This window comes from Streptomyces longisporoflavus (assembly GCF_014649775.1).
Taxonomy (GTDB): Bacteria; Actinomycetota; Actinomycetes; order Streptomycetales; family Streptomycetaceae; genus Streptomyces; species Streptomyces longisporoflavus.
On sequence record NZ_BMTR01000021.1, the window covers coordinates 104050 to 129654 of the forward strand.

The 25605-nt window shown below is 72.6% G+C and carries 21 protein-coding genes and 1 pseudogene; 17 read left to right on the plus strand and 5 right to left on the minus strand.

The window, feature by feature from the left end; translation table 11 throughout:
- Window positions 1-143 precede the first annotated feature (143 nt).
- On the plus strand, window positions 144-1394 hold the full coding sequence (locus IE226_RS33270; RefSeq protein WP_190085164.1) for an FAD-dependent oxidoreductase: 1251 nt from the start codon (window positions 144-146) through the stop codon (window positions 1392-1394).
- Window positions 1395-1483: 89 nt separating this feature from the next.
- Here IE226_RS33270 and IE226_RS33275 read toward each other — a convergent pair whose 3' ends face one another.
- A complete protein-coding gene (locus IE226_RS33275; RefSeq protein ID WP_190085165.1) occupies window positions 1484-2722 on the minus strand; it encodes a cytochrome P450 in 1239 nt (412 codons plus the stop codon).
- A gap of 109 nt (window positions 2723-2831) precedes the next feature.
- The gene (locus IE226_RS33280) at window positions 2832-3248 is read right to left on the minus strand and encodes a DUF4260 family protein (RefSeq protein WP_190085166.1); all 417 of its coding nucleotides are present in this window, start codon (window positions 3246-3248) and stop codon (window positions 2832-2834) included.
- A gap of 365 nt (window positions 3249-3613) precedes the next feature.
- Between IE226_RS33280 and IE226_RS33285 the strand changes: the two genes are divergently transcribed.
- Together IE226_RS33285 and IE226_RS33290 are read left to right on the plus strand one after the other, a co-directional pair.
- Window positions 3614-4390, plus strand: coding sequence for a thioesterase II family protein (locus IE226_RS33285; RefSeq protein WP_190085167.1), 777 nt, complete (start codon window positions 3614-3616; stop codon window positions 4388-4390).
- Window positions 4391-4519: 129 nt separating this feature from the next.
- The gene (locus IE226_RS33290; RefSeq protein ID WP_190085168.1) at window positions 4520-6037 is read left to right on the plus strand and encodes a 1-deoxy-D-xylulose-5-phosphate synthase N-terminal domain-containing protein; all 1518 of its coding nucleotides are present in this window, start codon (window positions 4520-4522) and stop codon (window positions 6035-6037) included.
- A gap of 72 nt (window positions 6038-6109) precedes the next feature.
- On the opposite strand, the gene IE226_RS33295 is transcribed toward IE226_RS33290, so the two are convergent.
- Window positions 6110-7678 carry an MFS transporter gene (locus IE226_RS33295; protein ID WP_190085169.1) on the minus strand — a complete coding sequence of 523 codons (1569 nt, stop codon included), beginning with the start codon at window positions 7676-7678 and terminating at the stop codon, window positions 6110-6112.
- 269 nt (window positions 7679-7947) lie between these two features.
- Here IE226_RS33295 and IE226_RS33300 point away from each other — a divergent pair, with 269 nt between their 5' ends.
- From IE226_RS33300 to IE226_RS33365, 14 genes are all read left to right on the plus strand, one after another.
- The gene (locus IE226_RS33300) at window positions 7948-9882 is read left to right on the plus strand and encodes an HAD-IIIC family phosphatase (protein ID WP_190085170.1); all 1935 of its coding nucleotides are present in this window, start codon (window positions 7948-7950) and stop codon (window positions 9880-9882) included.
- A gap of 132 nt (window positions 9883-10014) precedes the next feature.
- A complete protein-coding gene (locus tag IE226_RS33305; protein ID WP_190085171.1) occupies window positions 10015-11805 on the plus strand; it encodes a fatty acyl-AMP ligase in 1791 nt (596 codons plus the stop codon).
- 1 nt (window position 11806) lies between these two features.
- On the plus strand, window positions 11807-13690 hold the full coding sequence (locus IE226_RS33310) for an acyl-CoA dehydrogenase family protein (protein WP_190085172.1): 1884 nt from the start codon (window positions 11807-11809) through the stop codon (window positions 13688-13690).
- Window positions 13684-15447 carry an acyl-CoA dehydrogenase family protein gene (locus tag IE226_RS33315; RefSeq protein WP_190085173.1) on the plus strand — a complete coding sequence of 588 codons (1764 nt, stop codon included), beginning with the start codon at window positions 13684-13686 and terminating at the stop codon, window positions 15445-15447. The genes IE226_RS33310 and IE226_RS33315 overlap by 7 nt, the downstream gene beginning before the upstream one ends.
- 31 nt (window positions 15448-15478) lie before the next feature.
- The gene (locus tag IE226_RS33320) at window positions 15479-15760 is read left to right on the plus strand and encodes an acyl carrier protein (protein ID WP_190085174.1); all 282 of its coding nucleotides are present in this window, start codon (window positions 15479-15481) and stop codon (window positions 15758-15760) included.
- A complete protein-coding gene (locus tag IE226_RS33325) occupies window positions 15760-18819 on the plus strand; it encodes a type I polyketide synthase (protein WP_190085175.1) in 3060 nt (1019 codons plus the stop codon). Before IE226_RS33320 ends, IE226_RS33325 begins: the two co-directional genes overlap by 1 nt.
- A complete protein-coding gene (locus IE226_RS33330) occupies window positions 18816-19868 on the plus strand; it encodes a 3-oxoacyl-ACP synthase III family protein (protein ID WP_190085176.1) in 1053 nt (350 codons plus the stop codon). Before IE226_RS33325 ends, IE226_RS33330 begins: the two co-directional genes overlap by 4 nt.
- Window positions 19865-20110: an acyl carrier protein gene (locus tag IE226_RS33335; protein ID WP_190085177.1), complete on the plus strand. Its 246-nt coding sequence runs from the start codon at window positions 19865-19867 to the stop codon at window positions 20108-20110. The genes IE226_RS33330 and IE226_RS33335 overlap by 4 nt, the downstream gene beginning before the upstream one ends.
- On the plus strand, window positions 20107-20988 hold the full coding sequence (locus IE226_RS33340) for a 2-oxo acid dehydrogenase subunit E2 (RefSeq protein ID WP_190085178.1): 882 nt from the start codon (window positions 20107-20109) through the stop codon (window positions 20986-20988). Before IE226_RS33335 ends, IE226_RS33340 begins: the two co-directional genes overlap by 4 nt.
- Window positions 20945-21772, plus strand: coding sequence for a 4'-phosphopantetheinyl transferase family protein (locus IE226_RS33345; protein ID WP_308429577.1), 828 nt, complete (start codon window positions 20945-20947; stop codon window positions 21770-21772). The genes IE226_RS33340 and IE226_RS33345 overlap by 44 nt, the downstream gene beginning before the upstream one ends.
- 97 nt (window positions 21773-21869) lie before the next feature.
- The gene (locus IE226_RS44295; RefSeq protein ID WP_229871677.1) at window positions 21870-22337 is read left to right on the plus strand and encodes a DUF4260 family protein; all 468 of its coding nucleotides are present in this window, start codon (window positions 21870-21872) and stop codon (window positions 22335-22337) included.
- Window positions 22338-22389: 52 nt separating this feature from the next.
- Window positions 22390-23493 (plus strand): alpha/beta hydrolase, encoded by a 1104-nt coding sequence (locus IE226_RS33355; RefSeq protein ID WP_190085180.1) that lies wholly within the window; start codon window positions 22390-22392, stop codon window positions 23491-23493.
- Window positions 23490-23678 carry a hypothetical protein gene (locus IE226_RS33360; protein WP_190085181.1) on the plus strand — a complete coding sequence of 63 codons (189 nt, stop codon included), beginning with the start codon at window positions 23490-23492 and terminating at the stop codon, window positions 23676-23678. The genes IE226_RS33355 and IE226_RS33360 overlap by 4 nt, the downstream gene beginning before the upstream one ends.
- Window positions 23675-24664: an alpha/beta fold hydrolase gene (locus tag IE226_RS33365; RefSeq protein ID WP_190085182.1), complete on the plus strand. Its 990-nt coding sequence runs from the start codon at window positions 23675-23677 to the stop codon at window positions 24662-24664. Before IE226_RS33360 ends, IE226_RS33365 begins: the two co-directional genes overlap by 4 nt.
- A 113-nt stretch (window positions 24665-24777) precedes the next feature.
- Here the strand turns inward: IE226_RS33365 and fdxA are convergent, their stop codons facing one another.
- On the minus strand, window positions 24778-25101 hold the full coding sequence (fdxA, locus tag IE226_RS33370) for a ferredoxin (RefSeq protein ID WP_190085183.1): 324 nt from the start codon (window positions 25099-25101) through the stop codon (window positions 24778-24780).
- Window positions 25098-25605, minus strand: a pseudogene (locus tag IE226_RS33375) (2-oxoacid:ferredoxin oxidoreductase subunit beta); the annotation flags it as partial. The gene fdxA and the pseudogene IE226_RS33375, both read right to left, overlap by 4 nt.

Sequence of the window (25605 nt, forward strand, 5' to 3'; positions counted from 1 at the left end):
GGGTGCGGCGCATGTCCAGCAGCCTGCCGGGGTGCTCTAAAGGCGCACTTGGGCCCGCGCGGACGGATGGCCTGCAAGGGCCTCTTTAGCCACTGCCGGGAGAGTCGAGCGACCGTGACTCCTCCGGAAAGGCAGCGTTGACGATGACAACTGAGCTGACCGCACAAGTGTGCGTGGTCGGAGGGGGTCCCGCGGGCCTCACCCTGGCCGTGGAGCTCGCCAAACGCTCGGTCTCCGTCGTGGTCCTGGAGCAGAGCGGCCACTTCGACCGGTCGTTCCGCGGCGAGTCGGTCTCTCCCGACTCGGTGTGGCTCCTCGACCGCCTCGGCGTCCTGGGGCGGCTGGACGGCGCGTACCAGCAGATGCACCGCATGGAGATAGTGGACTCCGGCAGCACCGTGCTGCGTGCCGACTTCACCCGCTTTCCCTATCCGCACCCCTACCCGGTCGAGATGCCGCAGCCCGCACTCCTGTCGGCGCTGGCCGGGCTCGGCGAGGAGCACGCCGACCACTTCACGCTGCTGCGCAAGGCCACCGCCGTGGGCCTGGTGCGCGAGGGCGAGGGGCCGGTGACCGGGGTGCGGGCGCGTACGCCGGAGGGCGAGGTCACGGTGCACGCGGCCCTGACGGTGGCGGCGGACGGGCGGTTCAGCAAGGTGCGGGAGATGTCCGGGCTGCCCTACACCCGTATGCCGCTGGAGCGGGACGTGGTGTGGCTGAAGCTGCCCTTCCCGGCCGAGTGGGACGACCGCACGTACCGCATCCGCATCGAGGGCGATCAGCACGGCCTGTTCATCCCCACCCGTCCCGACAGCGTGCGGGTGGGCTTCAACATCCCCAAGGGCGGCCTCAAGGAACTGCGTGCCAAGGGACTGCCCGCCCTGTACGAGCGCCTTGACCGGCTCGCCCCCGAACTGTCCGGCACGGTGCGCTCCGAGATCCGCAGCTGGTCGGACACGTCGATGCTCGACATCTTCACCACTCTGGTGCCGCGCTGGTCCTGTCCCGGCCTGGTGCTCACCGGCGACGCCGCGCACACCCTGACACCGATTCTGGGGCAGGGCGTCAACCACGCCATCATCGACGCGGTGACCCTGGCCCCGCTGGTGCGGCGGGCCTTCGCGGCCGGCGGTTCCGTCACGGAACTCGTCCGCGCCGGCGAGGAGTTCCAGCGGGCCAGGGAGACGTCGGTGAGCAAATCGCGGGCGCTCCAGCTGCGCCAGGAGCGGCTCTTCGCGCTGCACGGCGCCGGCGGCACGCTCCGGCGCACCCTGTACCGGGCCGTGGACCGCAGCCAGCGGCTGAAGCAGCGGGTGCTCGCGGGGGCGTACTTCCAGTTGCAGCGGCCGGGACCGCACGCGGTGGCCACGCACCGGCCGGCGTCGCGTGTGTGAGGGCACCCGACGCGTACGGCGAAGGCCCTGACTCCGGGCGGGAGTCAGGGCCTTCGCCGTACCGGCGCGGGGTGCGCGGCCCGGGCAGGTCACCAGGTGACGGGCAGCCGGGTCAGTCCGTGCACCATCATGCCGGTCGTCATCCGCAGATCGGCGACGTCCTCCGCGAGCTTGAGGGCGGGGAAGCGGCGCAGCAGCGAGCCGATGACGATCTGCAGTTCGGCGCGGGCGAGGGCCGCGCCGAGGCAGTGGTGCGGCCCGTGGCCGAAGGCGACGTGCTGGTTCGCCGAGGGGCGCCGCGGGTCGAAGTCGGCGGGCGAGCCCTCGGGGAAGCGCGCCGCGTCCTGGTTGGCCGAGCAGATCGCCGCGAGCACGGCGCTGCCCTTGGGGATGAGCGTCCCGCCGAGCTCGACGTCCTCCAGGGTGACGCGCAGCGGACCGCCGTCACCGATGGGGTTGATCCGCATCAGCTCCTCGACGGCGTGCTCGATCATGTCGGGGTTCTCGCGCAGCGCGGCCAGGTGCTCGGGGTGCCGCAGCAGGGTCAGTACACAGGTGCCGATCATGGAGACGGTCGTCTCGTGCCCGGCGACGAGCAGCGTGATGCACATGGTGATCAGCTCGTGCTCGGTGAGCCGTCCCTCGTCGTCGTGGGCGGCGACGAGCGCTCCGATGAGGTCGTCGGTGGGCTCCTCCCGCTTGCGCTGGATGAGAGCCGCCAGGTACGCGATCATCGACGAGCGCTGGACGGCCGTCTCCTCGGGCGTGTGCGAGGTGAGCGACACGAAGGCGTCGGACCAGGCGCGGAAGCGGCCCCTGTCCTCGAAGGGCACGCCGAGCAGCTCGCAGATGACCATCACCGGCAGTGGGAACGCCAGTTCGGTATTGAGGTCGACGGGCGGCGCGAGGCGGTCCATCGAGTCGAGCAGCCCGTCGGTGAGTTCCTGGATGCGCGGGCGCAGTCGCTGCACACGGCGCCCGGTGAACTCCCGCAGGACCAGCTTGCGCAGCCGGGTGTGCTCGGGCGGGTCCATGGTGAACAGGCCGCCGGCCAGCGGGGGCGTGCTGGACAGCTGGGGGGCGCCGGGCGCGACGGTGGCGGCGCGGCTGAAGCGGGGGTCGGCGAGCACGGTGCGCACGTCGTCGTAGCGGGTGACCACATGCCCCGGGTCACCGCTCGGCAGGCGTACGTGAGCTACCGGGCAGCTCTCCCTCAACTCGGCGTACAAGGGCGGCACTTCGATGGCGGAGGGGCGGTGGAACGGATAGCTCAGAGTCGGCTCCGCGGCGTTCGCGCCGCTGGGGGCCGGCTGCTCTTCGACGTCCATGGGTGCTGCCTCCATGAGGGGGTCGGGGCTCGCATGAGGGGGTCAGGGCACGCGAGATCGTCGCAACCGGGCCTTGTGCCGCGGCAAAGGCCCCGTATCCGGCGGCGTCTCAGCGCTGCCAGCCGTCGGGCGTGCGCAGCCCGTACCCGAGGGCGCGGTCGAGGGCGATGTGCAGCAGCCAGGCCAGGCCGAAGGTGAACGGCGCGGCATTCTGGCCGGGGCCGTCCGCGAGCAGCGCCACGACCGTCATCCAGACCAGCGGTCCGACCGGCCGGTGGACGAGGTTGTACACCCCCACGGTGGCGCGCGGCAGCTGACCGTGCTGATGCGGGCCCGAGGCGCCGACGAAGAACGACAGGTCGGGCGCGATGAAGCCGAGCACGCCGAGCGGGATCACCCAGCCCGCGTGTTTGACCATCTCGAACACGACCCAGACGAGCAGGAACGCGCCGAGCAGCGCCCAGGCGGTGCGGACCGCCACCGGCTTCGAACTGCGGGTGGCGTCCCGGGTGGCGGAAGACGTCATGAATCACTCCTGGTGAGGGGCGGGGGCGGCGTGCGGGGAGGGCCGGCGCGTCGGTGCCGACGTACGGCACGCGTCGGCGCCACCCTCGCGTGCCGGACTAAAGACTCGGTTAAGCCGGACTCTCCGAGCCGCCGCGGCCACACGGATTTGGCCGTCCTTTAGCCGCCGGCCGCACGCTGCGTGATGTGTCGGCCGGGGTCCGCTCCGCAGTGGATCCGGCGCCCTCCCGGCCGGGCAGCGACCCGGCCCGCGCATGTCCATGCTGTGCGGGCCCGGCTCCGCCCGTCCGATCGGCCGCCGGCCGAGCGCCGCGCGGCGGACCCCCGCCGGCACACTCACGCAGGACGGACCCGAGGCGGAGCAAGATGACGCGATACCTGGCCCGGAGCAGCATCGACGAGAGTTCGAGCGCGGACATACGGCTGTTCTGCTTCCCGTACGCGGGCGGCGGCGCTTCGGCGTACGGGCGCTGGCAGCGCACCCTGGACGCCCACGGCGCGGGGGTGCGGGTGATGCCCGTCCAGCTCCCCGGCCGTGAAGGACGCATCGACGAACCCCGGTTCACCGATCTGCGCGCCTTGATCGACGACATGGACGCCCAGCTCGACGACGAGCTGGAGCGGCCCCACATCTTCTACGGGCACAGCATGGGCGCGCTGATCGCCTACTCGCTGGCCTGGCGGCGGCAGCAGCGCTGCGCCCCGCTGCCGCTCGCGGTCGTACTGAGCGCCTACCGTGCACCGCACCTGCCCGCGCCGCAGATCGCGAGCCCGGAGGCGAGCGACGAGGAGCTGATCGAGAGCCTGGCCGCGCTCGGCGGCATCCCCCAAGTGCTGCTCAACCACCCGGACTTCCTCTCCGCGCTGCTGCCGGTGGCCCGCGACGACCTGCTGCTGTGCACGGGCGACGCCGCCTCGTACACCTCCGAGCCGCTGCGGGTGCCGCTGCACCTGTTCGCGGGGCGCAGGGACCGGCTTGTCTCGGTGCCCGAGGTGGTCTCGTGGCGGCGGCACGCGGGGCGGGGCTGCGAGGTGCGGACGATGCCCGGCGGGCACTTCTTCGTCCGGGCCCACGAGGAGGCCTTCCTGGGTGAACTCGCCCCCCTGGTCCGCCAGTACGCGCGGGTGCCCGTCGCCGCCTGACGGCGCGGTGTCCGGCTCCCGCGCACGCACGCTCCGGCCCGTGTCCGGATCTCTGTCCCGGTACGCCCCCGCGTGCCACCGTGAGGCGTCGCCGGAGCGGGCCGCGACCCGATCAGGAGGTGCGCCGTGATGCCGACACCGAAGACTCCGCCGTGGCCGCTCGTGCTCGACGACGTCTACGGGCCCCATGACGTGCGCGCCCTGCCACCTGCGCGACTGCCCGCGCTGGCCGCGGAGGTCCGGGAGTCCCTCGCCCCGAGTCCCGGTGCGGACGCCACCGTCGAGCTGGGCATCGCGCTGCACCGCGTCTTCGACTCCGCCCGCGATCAGGTGGCCTGGGACAGCCCCACGGCGTCCTTCGCCCACGAACTGCTCCGGGACCGGCGCGCGTTCGCGAGCCGAACCGGCAGCGTCGCGCCCCTGGGCGGGCGGGCCCTTTCGTACGCCGAAGGGCTCGCCCGCGCCTTTCTGCTCGGCGGGCGCACCGACCGGCACGCGATCGCCGTCGTGGACAGCGCCACCCTCGCCACCGACGCGGCCCGGGAGGCCCTGGACTCCCTCGCCCGCAACCCGGGACTGCGGATCGTCGTCGTGGTGCACGGGGACGGCGGGCCGCCCCGTGGTGCGCGGGGCGGGCTCACCGGCAGGATCGGGGGAGCCCTGCGCCGCGCGCCCCTCGTCGGGACGGGCCTGTACGACGCGCTCGGCGGGCCGGGTCTCGAACACACCGGTCCGGTCGACGGCCGCAGCCCCGCGCGGCTGGAGTCCGCGCTGCGGGCCGCCAGGGACGCGGGCCGTCCGGTGGTCGTGCACTGCGTGACCCCGGGGCGGGCCGTGGCCGGGCGGTCCGCCGGGCCGCCCGCGCGGTCGTGGGCGGCCGTCTTCGCCGGTGAGCTGGCCGAGGCCGGGGCCGAGCGGCCGGACGTGGTCGCGGTGAGCGCGGCCCGGCGGCTTCCCCCTGTCTTCGCGGAGTTCGCCGCCATGGACCCGGAGCGCGCCTTCGCCGCGGACGGCAGCCGGGAGCATGCCGCCTATTGCGCGGCGGGCCTGGCCGCCGAGGGGCTGCATCCCGTGGTCGCCGGGCCCTGCGGGACGCCGGCGCCCGCGGTGGGGCACGGGCACGGGACCACCTTCGTGCTCGACGGGGCGCGGTCCCCGGCAGGGCTTCCGGACGGGGTGCGCTGTTCCGTGCCGCGCGACGGGGCGCGGTTGCGGGTGCGCCTGCGGGAGGCCCTCGGCGTCGCGGACGCGCCCACCGCGGTGTGCTTCCCCGAAGGGCCCGTGGCGCCGGACGTCGAGGCCGTGGCCCACGACCGGGGGCTCGACGTGCTGTGCGGTGCGCGGCAGCTGCCCGGCGACGTACTCGTCGTGTCCGTCGGAGCCATGGCCGGGATCTGCCTGGAGGCGGCCCGGCTGCTCGACGAGCGGGGGGTCGGGGTCACCGTCGTGGACCCCGGGTGGGTCGACCCTCCGCCCGCGCGGCTGGGGGAACTCGCCGCCGAGCACGCGCTGACGGTGACCGTGCGGGACGGCGTACCGTCCTTCGCCGAAACCGGTGAGGCGGTCGGCGGTGCCCCGCTGACCGGTGCCGTTCTCGCCGAGAGCGTCGCGCTGCGGCTCGGTGAACTCCACGATGCCTGCGGCTGACTCCCGTACCAAGCCTGTGGCCCGCCGTCCCGGTGAAGGGGCGGCGGGCCACAGGCTTGGTACGGAGATGGCTCAGCCGACGGTCTGCGCGGAGGGCCGGTCCGCCGGGGCCGCGGAGACGTCCGCCGTCCCGGCCGCGCTCCCGCCGGCGCCCCCGCCCGTGCTCTGCGGACCGGCAGAGGTGAGGGGCCCGCGCCGGAAGCCGAGGAGACCGGTGAGCACGGACAGGGCCAGGAACACCAACAGGACGGTGAACGCGGACTGCAGCCCGTTCACCAGCGCGACATCGGGGTTCGCGCCGTGCGCGGCCTCCGACGCCGTCTTGTTGTTGAGCACCGTCACGGCGACGGCGATGCCGAACGCGGCGCCGATCTGCGTCGAGGCGTTGAGCAGCGCGGAAGTGGTCCCCGCGTCATCGTCGGTGGCCTCCGACGTGCCCACCACCGGGGTCGGGATGAGGCAGAAGACCAGGCCGACGCCGAACAGGGCGGTGGCCGGCAGCAGGAAGCTCCAGTAGCCGGAGTGCACGGGCAGGCCCATCAGCATCACGACGCAGCCCGCGAGCGCGACCGTACCGGCCAAATACATGTTCCGCGGCCCCGTCCTGCCGATCAGCGTCGAGGCGAGGGGAGCGAGGACCATCAGCGCGATGCTCACCGGCAGATACGCCAGACCGGTCTGCAGCGGGCTGTAGCCGAGGACGCCCTGCATCCACAGGGGCAGCAGGAAGAAGATCGGCATCATGATCGCCGCGGTGAGGAACTCGCCGAGGCTGCCCGCCACCACGGAACGCGAGCGGAACAGCCGGAGCGGCACGAGCGGCGCCTTGCTGCGCTTCTCCACCACCACGAACGCGACGAGCAGCGCCGCCGCGCCGGCGAAGGCCCCCAGGGTGCGCAAGTCGGCCCAGCCGTGGTCGCCGGAGGTCACGATGGCGTACACGAGCAGCAGCAGGCCGCCGGTCGCGGTGACCGCTCCCGCGAGGTCCTTGGCGGGCCGGTCGCCGGACGGCCTCGGCGCCTTGATGAGGGCGATGGCGGCCGCGCCGACGGCCAGGCCGATCGGCACATTGATCCAGAACGCCCAGCGCCAGTCCACGTTGGCGATGGCTCCGCCCAGGATGGTGCCGGTGCTCGCGCCGATGCCGATGACCGCGCCCCACACGCCGAACGCCTTCGCCCGCTCCTTGGTGTCGGGGAACACCGTCACGAGAATGGACAGTGAGGCGGGCGACAGGGCCGCGGCGCCGATGCCCTGCAGCGCACGCGCGGTGAGCAGCTGGCCCTCCGAATCGGCGAGACCGGCACCCAGCGAGGCGAGCGTGAACAGCGCGAGTCCCGCCAGGAAGACGAGCCTGCGGCCGACCACGTCCGCGAGCCGCCCGCCGAGCAGCAGGAGACCTCCGAAGAGCAGGACGTAGATGTTCATGACCCACTGAAGGCCGGTGGTCGAAAGGCCGACGGCGTCCTTCAGCTCGGGGCCCATCACATTTACGACGGACGAGTCGATGGCGATGACGAACTGGGCAAGGGAGATGACTCCGAGCACCCACCAGCGCCGGGGGTCTGGCGGGGCGGTGGCGGCAGGTGCGGACGCCCCCGCGTGAGCGGTACCCCGCTCGGGAGCCGGGTCGGTCTTCATGAGGTCTCCTCGCATGCCGGGCCGGGTGGCCGGCGGGGACTGGATGTTCCGGGTGGGTCGTGCGTGCAGGTACCGCAGGGTGCGCGCGTGTCCTTGCGGCTCGCTGAAGCGCCCGCCTTCGGCTCCCGTCCGGCGGCCCGTTCCTTCGGCTCCCGCCCGGCGGCCCGCCTGCAACCGGCCCTTTAGCCCTCCCCGGCACGGTCACTGGCCACGAGCGGCGGCGACGGTCGTGCGTGTGGCCGCTGCCCGACTGACGGGAGAAGAGGAACGTGACCACAGCAGTGACAACCCCCGAGGCTGAGCAGCTCGGTCCGCTCGACCGGCTCCGCGACCTGCACCAGAAGGGGCGGATCGCGGCCGAGTACCCTGCGGTGCCCGCGCTCCTGGCCGAACTCGTCGGCCGCGACGCGGACTTCGCCGCTCTCGCCCGCGCCGGACGGCTGCTCGCCCGGGTCCCGCCGGAGAGCATCGAAGAGCTGCACCCGGGCGTCGCGCCGGCGACCGTGGCGCTCACCGGACACGGCATGCTGGACGCGCTGCCCCCGGCCCTCACCGCTCAGTTCGCCCGGCACGGCATACCGGTGCGGATCTCCGACGCCGAGTACGACTCCTGGCTGCGGGACCTCCAGGACACGTCGAGCCCGCTGTACGAGACCGGCACGGAGCTCGCCCTGTGCGTCCTGGACGCACAGATCGTCTTCGACGAGCTCCCGCTGCCCTGGCAGATCACCGACCTGGCCGCGGCCCTGGACGGCAAGCTGAAGCAGATCGCCGGGCTCGTCGAGCGCTACGCCGAGCACGGCTCCGGCACTCTGGTCCTCAACACCCTGCCGCTCCTGAGCGGCCACACCCACCAGCTCGTCGACCAGGCCTCGCGCGGTGAACTGGCCTGGCGGTGGCGCGAGTTCAACGCCGGGCTCCTTCGCCTGGCGGCCGTCCACCCGCGCCTGCACGTGGTCGACCTCGACCCGCTGATCGCCGACGGCGGCCCGGTGCGCGACAGCAGGCTCGCCGCGTACGCGAAGGTGCACCTGGGCGAGGAGCTCCTGGGGCGGTACGCGCGCGAGATCGGGCATCTCGCCCGGACGCTGCGCGGACGCGCCAAGAAGGTCCTCGTCGTCGACGCCGACAACACCCTGTGGGACGGCATCCTCGGCGACGACGGCGCGGACGGCATCGCCGCGGCGACGACGTACCGCGGCGAGGCGTTCGGCAAGTTCCAGCGGGTCGTCAAGCAGATCGGCGCCCAGGGCGTGCTGCTCGCGGTGTGCAGCAAGAACGACCGGGAGCCCGTCGTCGACGTACTGCGCGACCACCCCGACATGTCGTTGCGCGAGGCCGACTTCACCCGGATCAACGCCAACTGGGATCCCAAGGACGGCAATCTGCGGGACATCGCCGCGCGTCTCAACCTCGGCGTGGACAGCTTCGTCTTCGCCGACGACTCGCCCTTCGAGTGCGGCCTGGTCGCGGCCGGCCTGCCGGAGGTCGCCGTGGTCCGGCTCGACGAGGAGCCCGCCCTGCACGTGGACCGGCTACTCGCCGACGGCTGGTTCGACGTGCGCGCGCTGACCGCCGAGGACCGGCTGCGCTCGGGGCAGTACCGCTCCGAGGCCGAGCGACAGGACCTCCAGGAGAGCTCCGGCTCGATGGAGGACTATCTGCGGGCCCTGGACATCCGCCTCGAGATGTCGCCCGTACGCGACCACGAAGTGACCCGCGTCTCCCAGATCACCCTGCGCACCAACCAGTTCAACCTCACCACCCGCAGGCTCCAGGAGGCCGACGTACAGGAGCGGCGCGCCGATCCGGACCATCTCGTGCTCGCCCTGCGCGCCCGCGACAAGTTCGGTGACAACGGCGTGATCGGCGCCGTCTTCGCGCACCGCGCGGGCGACGCCCTGCACCTGGACAACATGCTGCTCAGCTGCCGGGTCTTCGCCCGGGGCATCGAGCAGGCGGCCCTGAGCGCGCTTTTGACGCACGCCCGCGACACCGGGGCGTCGACCGTGCACGCGAGCTTCCGGCCCACCGCGAAGAACCACCGGGTGCGCGGCTTCTACCCCTCGCTCGGATTCGGCACGGCCGCGGAAACGGCCGACGGAGGGCTCGACTTCGTCCACCGGCTCGACGACATCCCGCCGGTGCCCGGACATCTGGCCCTGCGGGCCGACTTCGCCGCGGGCCGCCCGTCCGCGAGCTGACGACAAGACCGGCGAAGCATGCCCAGCACCCGCACAAGCGGCACCCAAGCCGTTCGCCGCAGCATCGCAATGTCCGAAAAGACCAACGTCCGGCGCTGCGCCGGCGGATCGTCGAAAGGTCAGGGAACGACGTTGACAGCCTTCCGAACCTTTACGGAACTGGTCCTGGCGCGTACCGACGCGCTCGGCTCCAAGGACGCCTTCATCTTTCTGCCGGACGACGCCAAGGGTTCGGCCCCCCAGCACCTGACGTACCGTCAACTCGACCAGGAGGCCCGCAGGATAGGGGCCTGGCTCCAGCAGAACGGGGCCGCCGGGCACCAGGTCCTGCTGCTGTTCCCCTCGGGCCTGGAATTCGTCAAGGGCTTCATCGGCTGCCTGTACGCGGGGGCCGTCGCGGTGCCCGCGCCGCTCCCCACCGAGCAGGGCAACCACTTCACCCGGGTCTCGGGGATCCTGCGCGACGCGGAGGCGCGCGCGGTCCTCACCGACTCGGACAACGCCCCCGACATCACCGCCTGGCTCGCGGCCGAGAACATGACCGACGTGCGCTGCCTGGCCACCGACGCCCCCGACCACGGTGACGCGGCGGCCTGGACCGCGCCGGCCCTGACCCCGCAGGACCTCGCGTTCCTCCAGTACACCTCGGGATCGACCAGCGACCCCAAGGGCGTCATGGTCTCGCACCGCAACCTGCTCGCCAACGAGCAGGCCATCAAGAATTCGGCGGGCGGCGACTCCCACACCCGCTACGGCGGCTGGCTGCCCTTCTACCACGACATGGGCCTGATCGGGCACATCCTGCAACCCCTGTTCCTCGGCGGCTCGGCCGCCCTGATGTCGCCGGTGTCGTTCCTCAAGCGGCCGCACCGCTGGCTCCAGATGATCGGCGACCACAAGGTCACCATCGGCGGCGGCCCCAACTTCGCGTACGACCTGTGCCTGCGCCGCGTCACCGACGAGCAGCTCGCCACCCTCGACCTGTCCAGCTGGCGGGTCGCCTGCAACGGAGCCGAGCCCGTCCGGGCGGAGACGATACGGGCCTTCACCGAGCGCTTCGCACCCGCGGGCTTCAGGCCCGAGACGTTCTTCCCCTGCTACGGCATGGCCGAGACGACGCTCCTCGTCTCCGGCACCCCGCAGGCCAGCCGGCCCGTCATCCTCGGCGTCGACTCCGAGGCCCTGGAAGCGGGCGAGCTCGCCGACCCGCGCGAGGACGCCCCGAGCCGCACCCTGGTCAGCAGCGGAGTCGTCAACGCCGACGACTTCGACGTACGCATCGTCGACGCGGAGACCTTCAAGGAGCGCGAAGAAGGGACCGTCGGCGAGATCTGGGTGCGCGGCGAGAGCGTCGCGGGCGGCTACTGGAAGCGCCCGCTGACCAACAAGGAGATCTTCGACGCGGCCATCTCCAACGGCAAGGGCGGTCAGGACGCGGGCGGTTGGCTGCGCACCGGCGACCTGGGCGTGCTTGAGGACGGCCAGCTCTACGTGACGGGCCGGCTCAAGGAACTGGTCATCTTCGCGGGCCGCAACCTCTACCCGCAGGACATCGAGCGGGCGGTGCAGGGCACCGACAAGGCGCTCGGCATCGGCGCGGGCTCGGTCTTCGCGGTGGAGACCGACCGCGAGCATCTGATTATCGTCCAGGAGGTGCGCACCAGCAAGGTCACCACCGACCTGCGCACGCTGGCCACCGGCGTCCAGGCCTTCGTCGGACGGGAGTTCAACATCCCCGCGGGCAATGTGCTCCTGGTGCGCCCCGGCACGATCCGCAAGACCACCAGCGGAAAGATCCAGCGCACCTTGATGAAGCAGCTGTTCCTCAAGGGGCAGATCACCCCGCTGTACGAGGTCCTCGAGCCCGCGGTCCGCGAGCTCGTCGCCGACGCCATCGACCGCCCGCTGGTTCCGGGAGCCTGACATGGAGCATCCGCCGTACCGGCTGGCCGAGGAGTTCGACGCCTTCCTCGGGGACCCGAACGACCCGCGCGCCACCTTCTCGTACGAGCGCTGCACCGAGCTCGACGAGAAGGAGGAGTTTCCCGCGGACATCTGCCGCCTCCTCGGGGAATGGGGCCTCAGCGACTACTACGTGCCGGTCCAGCACGGCGGACGGCTCAACGACTACGAGCAGTTGCTCCAGCTCCTGCGGGCCGTCGCGAGGCGCGACCTGACGACCGCGATCGGCCACGGCAAGACCTACCTGGGCGGCGTCTGCGTCTGGGTGGCAGGCGGCGCCGAGCAGGCCGAGCGGCTCGGCGCCGACATCCGGGCCGGGGTGCCGGTCTCGCTGGGTCTCACCGAGCGGGCACACGGCAGCGACCTGTTGGCGTGCGAGGTGAACGGCCGCCCGGCCGGGACGCCGGACGACAGCGACGGCGACGACAACGACGACCGCGACGGCTGGCTGGTGAGCGGCGAGAAATGGCTCATCAACAACGCCACCCGCGGCTCGCTCGTGTCGCTGCTCACCCGCACCGACCCGGCGGGCGGACCGCGCGGCTTCAGCGTCCTGCTCGTGGACAAGCGGGAGCTGGACGAGGCCACGTACCGGCATCTGCCCAAGGTGGACACCCACGGCATCCGGGGCGCCGACATCTCGGGCATCTTCTTCGACGGGGCCCGGGTGCCGCGCGGGGCCCTGGTCGGCGCCGAGGGCGCCGGCATCGAGACGGTCATCAAGGCCCTCCAGCTCACCCGCACCATGTGCGCCGCGCTCTCGCTCGGCGCGGGCGACCACGGGCTGCGCATCGCCCTGGACTTCGCCGAGGAGCGCGAGCTCTACGGGCGGCGGCTCATCGAGCTGCCGAAGGCCCGCAGGACCCTGGGCGCCGCGGCGGCCGACGTGCTGCTGCACGAGGCGCTCGCCCTGGTGGCCTCGCGCGCCGTGCACACCCAGACCGCGGAGATGAGCCTGACCGCCGCGGTCACCAAGTACCTGCTGCCCTCCGGTACCGAGGGCGTGCTCACCGAACTGACCCGGCTGCTCGGCGCCCGCGCCTTCCTCAAGGACGTGTACGCGCACGGCCGGTTCCAGAAGCTCGACCGGGACCACCGCATCGTGGGCCTGTTCGACGGCAACACACTGGTGAACCTCAACTCCGTCGTGAACCAGTTCCGTTCGCTGGTACGCGGTCACCGCCGCGGCACCGGCGACACGGCGGGAGCCGCGGCCGCCCAGGACCTGGGCGCGGCGCTGCCCCCGCTCGACCCCGGGCGGCTGTCCGTGGTGGCACGGCGCGGCAGCGGCATCATCGCGGGTCTGCCCGGCGACGTCGCCGAGCTGACCCGGCGGGCGCAGTCCCGTCCCGGCCTGTGGCCGGCCGTCGCGGCGGCCCGGCGGCTGCTCGCCGTCACCGACACGGTGCACGCCGAGATGGAGATCCACCAGGACGTCGTCACCGACGTGACCCCGGCCGCGTTCGAGACCGCCCGCCGCTACACCCTGTGCTACGCGGGCGCGGCCGTCCTCGGCCTGTGGACGGCGAACGCGGACCGCTTCGCCGAGGGCCCGACCGCCGCGCTGTGGCGGGACGCCTTGTGGCTGCGGGCCGCGCTCGACCGGGTCCTCACCGGCCTCGGGGAGGGCGACTCGCCGGGCACGGCCGACGACTCGGAGCCCGAGACCTACGAGGCGCTGCTCGCCGAACTGCGGTCCGCCCGCGCACAGGGCCGCCTGTTCTCGCTCCTGGAACAGCGCGAACCTGCCCCGTCCGACCCCGGGAAATCCGCCGAGAACACCGTCGCGAAAACCGCCGCGAACGCCGCTGCCACGCACGGCGAGAACGAGAGGACGTCATGCTGACCGGTTCCCTGCCCCAGGGGGCCCCAGAAGCCCCCGCCACCGGCCAGGAGACGCGGGTCACCGCCCGCGTCGCCGAGCTGGAGAAACGTCTCGGCGACCCGACCGACGAGAAGAACCCCGTCTCGTACGCCCGGCTCCTGGAGGCCGACGAGGCCGGGGAGATCTCCGAGGCCGGTGAGCGTGTCCTCGACGAGGCGGTGCTCAACGCCGACTTCGTGCCGCGTGAGCACGGCGGACGCCTGGAGCGGATCGACACTCTGGTACGCGTGATGCGCCAGGTGTTCCGCCGGGACGTCACCCTGGGCCTCGGCTACGGCGTGACCTCGTTCATGGCGGGCGTCAACGTGTGGACGGCCGGCTCCGCCGAGCAGCGCGAACGCCTCGCCCGCATCCTCCTCGACGGAGGCAAGGTCTCCGTCGCCTACCACGAGCTGGCGCACGGCAACGACTTCGTCCGCAATGAGTTCGCGGCCAAGGACGCGCCGGGCGGAGGCTATCTGCTCTCCGGCGAGAAGCAGGTCATCAACAACGCCGACCGGGCCGCGGCCTGGGTGCTGTTCAGCCGCACGAGCCAGGCCCCCGGCAGCCGCAGCCACTCGGTCGTCTTCGCCGAGCGTGCGGGACTCGACGCCGGAAGCTACCGCGTGCTGCCGCGCTACGACGCGGTCGGCGTACGCGGCTGCCATCTGTCGGGACTGCACTTCGACGACACCCCGGTGCCCGCCGACGCGCTCGTCGGGAAGACCGGCATGGGCGTCGAACTCGCCCTGCGCGCCTTCCAGATCACCCGCAGCGCCGTGCCCGGCATGGCGCTCGGCGCGGCCGACACCAGCCTGCGTACCGTCGTCTCCTTCGCTCTCGGCCGCGAGCTGTACCGCAAGTCCGTCATGGACATCCCGCACGCCAGGGCGACCCTCTCCGGGGCCTTCCTCGACCTGCTCGCCTGCGACAGCCTCTCGGTGGCCGCGACCCGCGCGGTGCATCTGCTGCCGGACCAGACCAGCGTCTACGCGGCCGCCACCAAGTACCTCGTGCCGAAGATGCTCACCGAGACGATGCACGACCTCTCCATCGTCCTCGGCGCCCGCTTCTACGTCCGCGAGGGCGAGTTCGGCATCTTCCAGAAACACATCAGGGACCTGCCGGTGCTCAGCCTCGGCCACGCCGGTTCGGCCGCCTGCCAGGCCACGATCATCCCCCAGCTGGCCCGCCTCGCCCGGCGGTCCTGGTTCGCGGAGGACCCGGCGCCGGGAGCTCTGTTCCGGCTGCGCGAGGACCTGCCGGACATTCCCTTCGACAAGCTCACCCTGGCCAGCGGCCGCGACGCGCTGAGCGCCACCCTCGTCGCCGCCGTCGAGGAACTGCCCAGCTCCACGCCCGAGGAGCGCGCGGTCCACGGGATCGCCCTGAAGATGATGGACGAGCTGCGCCAGTTGCAGGAGGCGAGCCTCGCGCTCTCCCCCGAGAACCGCACCGCCCTGGCGAGCCCCGCCACCTTCGCCCTCGCCGACCGGTACGCGGTGCTCCTCGCCGCCGCCTCCGCGATCGGCGTCTGGCAGCAGGCCCGCTTCGGCGACGACACGTTCCTGGCCGACCCGTCCTGGCTGGCCGCCGTGCTGCACCGCCTGGCACGCCGGCTCGGCCAGCAGCCCCCGGACCTGCCGGCGGCCGTCGACGCCCGACTGCACGAAGAAGTACTGCGCCGGTTCGAGAGCCGCAGGAGCTTCGACCTCTACAACACGCCGCTGGCCGGCTGACCCGAGCAGCCGCCGAACCAAGGAGTGCACCATGCCTGCTTCCCTCACCGGACACACCCGGGAGTCGCTCACCACCTGGCTGACCGAGCGCATCGCCCTGTACCTCAAGCGACAGCCGTCCGAGATCGACGCGGCCGTCCCGCTGGCCGAGTACGGCCTCGACTCGGTGGCCGCCTTCGGCCTGTGCGGCGACATCGAGGAGGACTTCGACTTCGTCCTCGAACCCACCGCCGCCTGGGACTACCCGACGGTGCACGCGCTCGCCGACCACCTCATCGCAGAGTTCGCGGCCGCGGAAGGCGGCGCCAGCTGATGGAACCCATCGCCATCGTCGGCATCGACTGCAGGTTCCCGGGGGCGCCGGACACCCGCGCCTACTGGGACCTGCTGTCGCGCTCGGGTGACGGTGTGGGGGAGGTGCCCCGGCTGCGGTGGGAGGCCAAGGAGTTCCACTCGGCCGCCGGTACGCCGGGGCACGCGAACACCACCGAGGGCGGCTTCGTCAGCGACCCCGACGCGTTCGACAACGAGTTCTTCACCATCTCGCCGCGCGAGGCGGCAGCCATGGACCCGCAGCAGCGGCTGCTCCTGCAGTGCGCCTGGCGGGCCGTCGAGGACGCCGGGGTCGCCCCGCACAGCCTCGCCGGTTCGGACACCGGCGTCTTCGTCGGCGTCATGGGCAACGAGTGGGCGCAGCTCCACCTGACCGACTACGACAACGTCACCGCGCAGATCGGCTCCGGCAACGGCTACTGCATGACCGCCAACCGGGTCTCCTACCACCTGGACCTCAAGGGGCCCTCGCTCGCCGTCGACACCGCCTGCTCGTCGTCGCTCGTGGCCGTGCACCTCGCGGTCAACTCCCTGCTGTCCGGGGAGAGCGACGTGGCCCTCGCGGGGGGTGTCAACGTCGCGCTCACCCCGGCCCTCTCGATCTTCTACACCCAGGCGGGCCTCTCGGCGCCCGACGGCCGCTGCAAACCCTTCAGCGCGGAGGCCGACGGCATCGGGCGCGGCGAGGGAGTCGGCGTCGTCGTGCTGCGCAGGCTGAAGGACGCGGTCGCCGACGGGCAGCGCGTGTACGCGGTGATCCGCGGCACCGCCGTCAACCAGGACGGTCGCTCCAACGGCATCACGGCACCCAACCGCTGGGCACAGCAGGACGTGCTCGCCGCCGCCTACCGCAGGGCCGGCGTCGAGGCGTCCGACATCACCTTCACGGAAGGGCACGGCACCGGCACGACGCTCGGCGACATGATGGAGATCAAGGCCCTGGGCCACCATCACGCCGGGCGCGACGGCAAGCCGATGGCGCTCGGCTCGGTGAAGGGCAACCTGGGGCACACCGAGGGCGCCGCGGGCATCGCGGGCCTCATCAAGGTCGCCCTCGCCCTGCACCACAGGGTGGTGCCCGCGAGCAGGTTCGCCGCCAAGGAGAACCCCGGCCTGAAGCTGCGCGAGCGCGGGCTCCGGCTCCTGAAGGCCCCGCTGAGGCTGCCCGCGACGGGCGTCGTCGCCGGGCTCAGCAGCTTCGGCATGGGCGGCACGAACGCGCACGCCGTCCTGGAGAGCGCGCCCGCCGCCGCGGGCCGGCCCGCGCAGCCGTCCGGCGCACCCGGCGGCCTCGCCGCCGCCGTGTTCACCCTCACCGCGCCGGGCGTGACCTCGCTGCGGCGCAACCTGCTCGCCCAGGCGGACGCCGCCGCGGCGCGACGGGTCCCGGTGGGGGCGCTCGGCTGGACCAGCAACCACGTCAAGGGCGGTCACCGCTACCGGTTCGCCGTCTCCGCCGCGGACACGGCGCAGCTCGTGACGCGGCTGCGGGAGGCCGCAGCCGACGACGACCTCCTCGCCCGGCTCACCGCGGCGCCCACGGGCCGCCCGCGGATCGCGTTCCTGTACACCGGGCAGGGCTCCCAGTACCCGGCGATGACGGCGGGCCTCTACCGGGACTCGGGCCTGTACCGGTCCTTCCTCGACGAGGCCGACGCCGCGCTCCTGCCGCACACGGACTCCTCCGTACGCGATCTGCTCCTCGGCAGGTCCGGTGACACCGACGCCGTCCACCGGACCCGGTGGACCCAGCCCGCCCTGTTCGCCGTCGAGTACGCCATGGGGCGCACCCTCGACGCGCTGGGCGTGCGGCCCGACATGCTCGTCGGGCACAGCGTCGGCGAGTACGCGGCGGCCGTCCTCGCCGGGGCGCTCCCGCTGGACGGCGCGGCGCGGCTGATCGCGGCCCGGGGCGCGCTGATGCAGGAACTCCCCGAAGGCGGCGGCATGTTGTCGGTGCGGGCAGCGCGCGACACGCTGGAAGAACGGGTCGCCGCGGAGCCTTCGGTGGGCATCGCCGCGGTCAACGGCCCGCAGGCCACCGTGCTCTCCGGCGACCTGGCCGCCCTGGAGCGCATCGAGGCCGAGCTGACCGCCGACGGCGTGCGCACCCGCAGGCTGCAGGTCTCCCACGCCTTCCACTCGCCGCTCATGGAGCCGGTCGTCGAACGTTTCGCGGCGATCGCCGAAGAGGTCGGCGGCGCGGTGCCCGGCATACCGGTGTACTCGACGGTGCGCGGTCGCGTCCTCGACGGGGAGGCGATGGACGCGGCGTACTGGACGGCGCACATCGGCGCCCCGGTCCTTTTCGCCGACGCGGCGGCCGCCCTGCTCGACGACGGGGCGAGCCACCTGGTGGAGACGGGCCCGCGCCCCGTCCTGTCCCGCATGGTGCGCACCCTCGGCGGCACGCGGCCCGGCGCGGACCCCGTCCACGTCACGCCGGTGCCCGCCGAGGACTCCGGCGGCCAGGACCTCGCCGACGCCGTCGCCGCGCTCTACCGCGGCGGCCTCGACCCGGACTGGGACGCCCTGTACGAGGAGCGGGACCGCGTACCGCAGCAGCTCGCCCCGTACGCATTCTCCGATCAGCACCGCTACTGGGCGGCACGGACCCCCGCCCGCGGCGCCGCACCCCGGCCCGTCGCGCCGGCCCCGGAATTCACCGAGCCGGAGCGCGGGCGGGACGCCGGGGAAGCCAAGGAGACCCGGCAGCCCCAGTCCGGCGCCGTTGCCGTGCTCAACGTCAGCCGCGGCAAGGCCGAGGGCCCGGTGGCGCTGGCCGCCCTGGAGGCCGTCGGACAGGTCGGCGGGTACAGCTTCGACGAACTCACCCCGGAGCTGCGGCTCTACGAAGACCTCGGTTTCGACTCCGTGATGGTCATGGAGCTCAAGACCCGGCTTGACGAACGGCTCACCGGGATCGGCGCGGTGACCGTACAGGATCTGCTGCCCAGGCTCGCCAGCATCGGCGACCTCGTCAGCTTCCTCCACGAGATCGACGCCGCCGCACCCGGCCACGAAGAGAGGACGGCATGAGCCAGGAACCGCACACCGAGACCCGCCCGGCCACCCCGACCGCCCATATCGCGTCCATCGGCACCGCCCTGCCCGGCGATCCGGTGGACAACGCGTCGCTCGCCAAGATGCTCGGCGTCAACGAAGAGTGGATCGAGGTGTTCATCGGCACCAAGACCCGGCACTTCGCCCGCGACCTGGCCACCGGCGAAGTCCGCTGGTCCCTCGCCGACCTGTGTGCCCGCGCCGCCGAAAAAGCCCTGTACGCAGACGGCGTCGACGCGTCCGCCATCGATTTCATCGTGCTCGGCACCGCGACCCCCGACACCCTGATGCCGGCCACGGTCAACGATGTCGCCGACCAGCTCGGCCTCGACCAAGTGCCCACCTTCCAGCTGCAGTCGGGCTGTGCGGGCGCCGTGCAGGCGCTCAGCCTGGCCCAGACCATGATCGCCTCCGGTCAGTACCGCACCGGTCTGGTCATCGGCGGCGACGTCTGCAGCAAACACCTCGACGTGCGGCGCGACCTGTCCGACGCGGCCCCCAGCGACCTGGTCAACTTCGTGCTCTTCGGGGACGGGGCGGGCGCGGCCGTGCTCACGGCAGAGCCGGCCGGCCAGCGGATCGCGGTGCGCCATGTCCTCAACCGGTTCACGGGCCTCGGCCGCAAGGCGGGGCAGGTGATCGAGTGGTTCGGGCTCGCCGACCGGCACGACGACCGGCAGGCGCTCACCGAGGACTACAAGGCCATCGAGGAGGGCGTGCCCGTGATGGCCGTGGAGATCCTCTGGGAACTCCTCGGCGAACTCGACTGGGAGGCCGACGACCTGGACTACCTGCTGCCGCCCCAGCTGTCGGGCCGTATGACCCGCCGTATCACCGAAGAGCTCGGCCTGCCGACCGCCCGCGAGGTGTCCTGCGTCGCCGACACCGGCAACAACGGCAACGCCCTGCCCTTCCTGCAGATCGAGAAGCTCCTCGGCGAGATGTCCCCGGGCGAGAAGGCCCTGGCGGTCGCCGTCGAGTCAAGCAAATGGATCAAAGCCGGTTTCGCCCTGGAGAAGATATGAGCAGCCCTGCGAGCACCTTCACCCTCGACGCGTTCACCCGACTCGTCCGCGACGAGATCGGCATACCCCTCCAGCCGGAGCAGGTGAGCGCGGACTTCGACGAACTTCCCGACTGGGACTCCCTCTACCTGCTCAAGCTGGTGACCGCCCTGGAGTCGGCCACCGGCCACGGCGTCCCCGTCGGCAAGATCCTCGAGGCCCGCAGCCTGAAGGAGATCTACGACCTGGCGGTGCCGGCATGAGCAAGGCCACGGCGTCCGGGGCGCGCACCGTCGTGGAGCGCCGTCGCCGGCACACCCTGTTCTTCCTGGAGTGGGCGGCCGGCCAGCGCCCGGTGCACCTGGACACCGACATCGACATGACACGGATCCAGGAGCACAGGGCCGAGGCCCGGGCCCGCGGCCTGCGCTACTCGTACGTGACCTATCTGCTGTACGCGGCGGGCCGCGCCATGGAGCGGCACCCGCGGGCCAACGCGGTGATGGCACCGGGGTGGCCGGGCCTGCTGCGCGGGCCCCGCATCGTGCGGTTCGAGGAGGTGACCGCGAAACTCGCCCTCGACCGCGAGGTGGCGGGCGAGCGGACCGTCCTGTCCGCCCTGGTGCCGGGCCTGGAGCGGGCCGGCCTGCGCGAGATACAGCAGCAGGTCGACCGCTACCGGGGGTCAGACGCCGCCGAACTCCCCGAGTTCAAGGGCGTGCGGATGCTCGGACGCCTCCCGTTGCCGGTGGCCCGCACCGCCTTCGCGGCCGCGCTGCGTGACCCGCGCAGGCGGCCTGCCGTCTTCGGCACCGTCTCGGTGAGTTCCCTCGGGCACAGCGCGGTGGACGGCTTCCACTCGGCGGGCGGCACCGCCGTCACCCTGTGCGCGGGACGGATCGCCCAGCGGCCCGTGGTCCGCGCGGACGGTTCCGTGACCGCCGCCCCCGTGCTCCGGCTCGGCCTGACCTTCGACCACCGGGTGATCGACGGCGGGACAGCAGCCGATCTGCTGACCGATCTCCACCACACCATGGAGGCCTTTGATGACGGCTCCAGCGGGCAAACCTGCCCTCCGGACCATCGGGGAGCCGATCGTGATCACGGGGCCCGGCGGGGACTGGAGCAGAGTCCGCGCTGACCTGGACACTCACGCCTGCACGGTCCTCTACGCCCGCCTCGGCGACTGGCGCCCGGAGCAGGCGAAAGGGCCCCGCCTGCGGGCCCTGCTCGGCCGGGACTGGGCGCGCTTCCTGGAGCTGACGCACCCCGACGTGCGGACCAGGTTCGCCTCGTCCCGGGTACTGCTGAAATTCGCGGCCGCGGCGGCACTCCATGTCCCGCCGCAGGCCGTCGAGTTGGGCTACACGCACACCGGACGGCCCTACCTGCGCGGCTACGACGGCGTCCACATCAGCCTCAGCCACACCGACGAGCTGCTTCTCGTGGGCCTGGCCACCGGCGGCGTCATCGGGGTGGACGCCGAACTCGCCGACCGCAAGCTGTACGGCCCGGGGCTCGACCGGCATCTGTGCACCCCGCACGAGGCGGCGGAGATCGAGGCGATGGCGCCAGAGGACCGCGACCCGGCGCTCGTCCGGCTCTGGACGCTGAAGGAGGCGTACAGCAAGGCGATCGGCCTCGGCATGCAGTTCCGCTTCACCAACTTCGGCTTCCGGACGTCCGGCACGTCCACCGAGGTGCTGCGCCCCGACGGCAGCCCCGGCTCGGACGGCGAGTGGACGTTCCGTACGTACGACATCGACGGCATGTACACCGTCAGCGTGGCCGTCGGCGACGCGGGGTTCGGCCCCACGGACGACACGGCGGCCGGCACGGCCCTCGACGCCGGAATCATGGACGCGCTCGCCGAGGTGCTCGGCGAGGAAGAGGCGCAGGAGGACGCGGCCGACGACTGGTGGTGACGGGGCCCGAACGCGTACAAGCGGGCCCCAAGCACCCGCGGGAACACTGGCGGCAGACCCCACCAACCGCGCAGGTGACCGCGAGAGGAGACGCTCCATGAAGGCCGATCTCCGGGTGATGAAACCCGCCCCCCACGCGACGGCGGCACACGCGCCGACCGCAGGAGCCCCGGCTCCGCCGGCGCCCGCCCCGGCGGACCGCTGGACCTGGCGCACCACCCCGGGGCGGACGCTCAGCGCGGTCACCGGAGCCGCCGCTTTCGGCACCGGGATGGCACTCGGCGGGGCGGTGGAGTGGACCTTCTGGACCGCGCTCGCCGCCCCGGACGCCGCCTTCTTCCACCGGGGCGCGACGCCGCCGACGGGCCCCGGCATGCTCTCGCCCGACACCGTGCGCCTCTACAACACCCTGCACGATCCGCGCCTGGCGGGCGCCGTCGTGGCGGCGGGTGTGCTCACGGCGAACCGGCGACTGCTGCTCGCGGGACTCGGCTGGACCACACACATCGCGGTGGACCGCGCCTTCGGCTTCGGACTCCGGCGCCCCGACGGCGCCATCCACTGACGGAACCGGCGACAGATACAGCACGAGACGCCAAGAGACGGGGCGGGAAGACATGGACCATCTGGAAGAACTCAAGGAATTCGCCCGCCTGCACGCCGGCGGTCAGGGCATGAAGCCCGACCACGCGGCAGGGGTGCTGGCACGCATCGACAACGACACGTCGGGCGATCCGGCGTCCTGGGCCGCCGTGTGGACGGCGGAGGGCAAGGTCGCGGCGGCCCGCGGCGACCTCCTGGACGCCTGCAGGCACTACGCCCTCGCCCGCTTCCCCTACCACGCGGACGACGACAGGGTCCTCGCCCAGCGGCTGTGCGTGGACACCTTCGACCGCTGGCGCAAGGGCCGACAGGGCATTGAGCGCGTCGAGTTCAAACACCCGGACGGCACGTTCAGCTGCTGGGCGGCCGGGCTCGACGCGCCGCGCCCCCGCCCGCTCCTGGTGGTGATGGGCGGCATCGTCAGCGTGAAGGAGCAGTGGGCCCCGCTCCTGCCGCTGCTGAGCAAGCTGGGCTTCGCGGCCGTCGTCACCGAGCTGCCCGGCGTGGGCGAGAACACCCTTCCGTACGCCCCCGACTCCTGGCGGATGCTGCCCTTCCTGATGGACCGGCTCCAGGGCCGGGCAGCGGTGGACGACACCGCGATGCTCGCGCTCAGCTTCAGCGGCCACCTCGCGCTGCGGACAGCCGCACGGGACCGCAGGGTGCGCCAGGTCCTCACCGTGGGCGCGCCCGTATCCGAGTTCTTCGCCGACCCCACCTGGTGGCCACGGGTGCCCGGCATCACCGCCGACACCCTGCGCCGCCTCACCGGCGCCGCCACCACCGACGAACTGCGCGCACTCCTGCCGCGGTTCGCCCTCACCCCGCAGGAGCTGCACGCCGTGCGGGTCCCCGTCCGGTACGTGGCCAGCAGCCGGGACGAGATCATCCCCGCCGGGGAACAGGCGCTGCTGCGCCGGTTCGCCGAGGACGCCCGCTTCAAGGTGTTCGACGACGTGCACGGTTCTCCCGCACATCTGGGCGCGATGCGGCGCTGGCTGTTCTCCGCCCTGCTGCGTCGGCGTCTGGCCCTGCGCGTCCGCGCCGCCACCGGGCCCGGCCGGTCCGCCGGCTCCGCCCGCCCCGACCGGCCCACCCGAGGAGGGGTCCCGTCATGACCGGCTCGTCCAAACCCTCGCACACGTCCCGTACGGTCCGGCCCTGGCAGAGCCTCGCCTCGCTCGGCGTGACCGAAAGCGACCTGACCACCGTCCACCACCGGCCCACCGCGGCGTTCCGGCCGCCCGGCGAACGCCCCGGCGAGCGGCGGCACCGCGCCCCCGAAGGAGGCAGCACATCATGACCTCGCACAACGGGCCCGGGCAGCGCGCGGGCGGCTCGGCCATCCGGATGCGGTACCGCACCGTGCACGGCTACCGGCGGGCCTTCCGGATGGCCGGCAAGGGCCGGGCGATCCTGCTGATCCACGGCATCGGGGACTCCTCCGACACCTGGCGCGACATCATGCCGGGCCTCGCACGCAACTACCGGGTCCTGGCCCCGGACCTGCTCGGCCACGGCGCCTCCGACAAGCCCCGCGCCGACTACTCCCTGGCCGCGTACGCCAACGGCATGCGGGACCTGCTCGGCGTGCTCGGCATCGAACGGGTCACGCTGGTGGGGCACTCGCTCGGCGGCGCGGTGGCCATGCAGTTCGCCTACCAGTTTCCCGAGCGGTGCGAGCGGCTCGTGCTCGTCGGCACCGGCGGGATCAGCCGCCAGGTGACGCCGCTGCTGCGAGCGGCGACACTGCCGGGCGCGGAGCTGCTCCTGCTGGCCCTGGGCCTGCCGACCATGCGCACCCAGCTCGGCATCGCGGTCAAGGCGCTCAGACTCCTCGACACGGGCCTCGGGGTGGACGCCCCCGACCTGCTGCGGGTCGTGGACGCGCTGCCCGACGGCACCTCGCGCAGCGCCTTCATCAGGACGCTGCGGGCCGTCGTCGACTGGCGCGGCCAGGTCGGCACGATGCTCGACCGCTGCTACCTGGCCGGGGGGATGCCCACGATGCTGGTGTGGGGCGGCCGCGACCAGGTGGTACCCGCCACGCATGCCGGACTCGGCCATGTGGCCATGCCCGGCAGCCGCCTGGAGATCTTCGAGGAGGCGGGCCACTTCCCCTTCCGCACGGACCCGCAGCGCTTCGAGAACGTCCTGCGGGACTTCATCGCCACCACGGAACCGGCTCAGTACAGCGCCGAACAATGGCGACGAATGCTGCGCAGCCGCCACCCCTCGATCCGCGGCGGACGGCAGCAGACCCCGGGCAACTTCCCGCGTTCCGCGTGACCGCACCTCTTCCCACCGCACCACTGCGCCACCGCCACACGCCGAGCGGCCCTTCCCCCGTGATCCACCGGGTGAAGGGCCGCTCGCGTCGTGCGACACAGCTGCCGGAACGGTCAGTTGGGCTCCTTGACGGGCTCCGCCGCGACGACGGGGTGGTCGGCGGGCAGCGGACCGGCGGCGCCGGCCCCGCCGCTCACCCCGCCCGACACGAAGATCTCCTGGTCGGCGGTGGCGTACCCGGCCCACTCGGACGGCATGGTGTCCTCGTAGAAGATGGCCTCGACCGGGCAGACGGGTTCGCAGGCGCCGCAGTCGACGCACTCGTCGGGGTTGATGTACATCTTCCGGGGGCCCTCGTAGATGCAGTCCACGGGGCACTCGTCGACACAGGCCTTGTCCTTGAGGTCCACGCACGGCTGGGCGATGACGTAGGTCATGAGGAACTCTCCACGGTCCAGGTGTCGTTGCCGGCGAGGAGTGCGGCGAGGTCGCCCTTGCCGTTCTGTTCGATGGCGGTGTCGAGCTGGTCGGACATGAGGGTGTCGTAGACCGGCCGCTGGATGTCGCGGAAGACGCCGATGGGGGTGTGGTGCAGGGTGTCGGGGTCGGCGAGGCGGGAGAGCGCGAAGGCGGTCGTCGGGGACGCGGAGTGCGCGTCGTGGACGAGGATGTCGCGTTCGTTGCCCGGGGTGACCGGGACGACTTCGAGGTCGCCGGTGGCGGGGTTACGGACGACGCCCTTGGAGCCCTCGGGGCCGAAGCGGATCGGCTGCCCGTGTTCGAGGCGGATCACCGCTTCCTCGGCCTGCTGCTTGTCCTTCAGCACCTCGAAGGCGCCGTCGTTGAAGATGTTGCAGTTCTGGTAGATCTCCACCAGTGCGGTGCCGGGGTGTTCGGCGGCCTCGCGCAGGACGCTGGTGAGGTGTTTGCGGTCGGAGTCC

Excerpts from the sequence above, each read along its gene's own strand:
- IE226_RS33330 (WP_190085176.1), top strand. The coding sequence starts at position 18,816 with ATGAGCCAGGAACCGCACACCGAGACCCGCCCGGCCACCCCGACCGCC.
- IE226_RS33320 (WP_190085174.1), top strand. The coding sequence starts at position 15,479 with ATGCCTGCTTCCCTCACCGGACACACCCGGGAGTCGCTCACCACCTGG.
- IE226_RS33340 (WP_190085178.1), top strand. The coding sequence starts at position 20,107 with ATGAGCAAGGCCACGGCGTCCGGGGCGCGCACCGTCGTGGAGCGCCGT.
- IE226_RS33355 (WP_190085180.1), top strand. The coding sequence starts at position 22,390 with ATGGACCATCTGGAAGAACTCAAGGAATTCGCCCGCCTGCACGCCGGC.
- IE226_RS33285 (WP_190085167.1), top strand. The coding sequence starts at position 3,614 with ATGACGCGATACCTGGCCCGGAGCAGCATCGACGAGAGTTCGAGCGCG.
- IE226_RS33280 (WP_190085166.1), bottom strand. The coding sequence starts at position 3,248 with ATGACGTCTTCCGCCACCCGGGACGCCACCCGCAGTTCGAAGCCGGTG.
- IE226_RS44295 (WP_229871677.1), top strand. The coding sequence starts at position 21,870 with ATGAAGGCCGATCTCCGGGTGATGAAACCCGCCCCCCACGCGACGGCG.
- IE226_RS33310 (WP_190085172.1), top strand. The coding sequence starts at position 11,807 with ATGGAGCATCCGCCGTACCGGCTGGCCGAGGAGTTCGACGCCTTCCTC.
- IE226_RS33365 (WP_190085182.1), top strand. The coding sequence starts at position 23,675 with ATGACCTCGCACAACGGGCCCGGGCAGCGCGCGGGCGGCTCGGCCATC.
- IE226_RS33290 (WP_190085168.1), top strand. The coding sequence starts at position 4,520 with ATGCCGACACCGAAGACTCCGCCGTGGCCGCTCGTGCTCGACGACGTC.
- IE226_RS33275 (WP_190085165.1), bottom strand. The coding sequence starts at position 2,722 with ATGGACGTCGAAGAGCAGCCGGCCCCCAGCGGCGCGAACGCCGCGGAG.
- IE226_RS33360 (WP_190085181.1), top strand. The coding sequence starts at position 23,490 with ATGACCGGCTCGTCCAAACCCTCGCACACGTCCCGTACGGTCCGGCCC.
- IE226_RS33295 (WP_190085169.1), bottom strand. The coding sequence starts at position 7,678 with ATGAAGACCGACCCGGCTCCCGAGCGGGGTACCGCTCACGCGGGGGCG.
- IE226_RS33270 (WP_190085164.1), top strand. The coding sequence starts at position 144 with ATGACAACTGAGCTGACCGCACAAGTGTGCGTGGTCGGAGGGGGTCCC.
- fdxA (WP_190085183.1), bottom strand. The coding sequence starts at position 25,101 with ATGACCTACGTCATCGCCCAGCCGTGCGTGGACCTCAAGGACAAGGCC.
- IE226_RS33335 (WP_190085177.1), top strand. The coding sequence starts at position 19,865 with ATGAGCAGCCCTGCGAGCACCTTCACCCTCGACGCGTTCACCCGACTC.
- IE226_RS33315 (WP_190085173.1), top strand. The coding sequence starts at position 13,684 with ATGCTGACCGGTTCCCTGCCCCAGGGGGCCCCAGAAGCCCCCGCCACC.
- IE226_RS33325 (WP_190085175.1), top strand. The coding sequence starts at position 15,760 with ATGGAACCCATCGCCATCGTCGGCATCGACTGCAGGTTCCCGGGGGCG.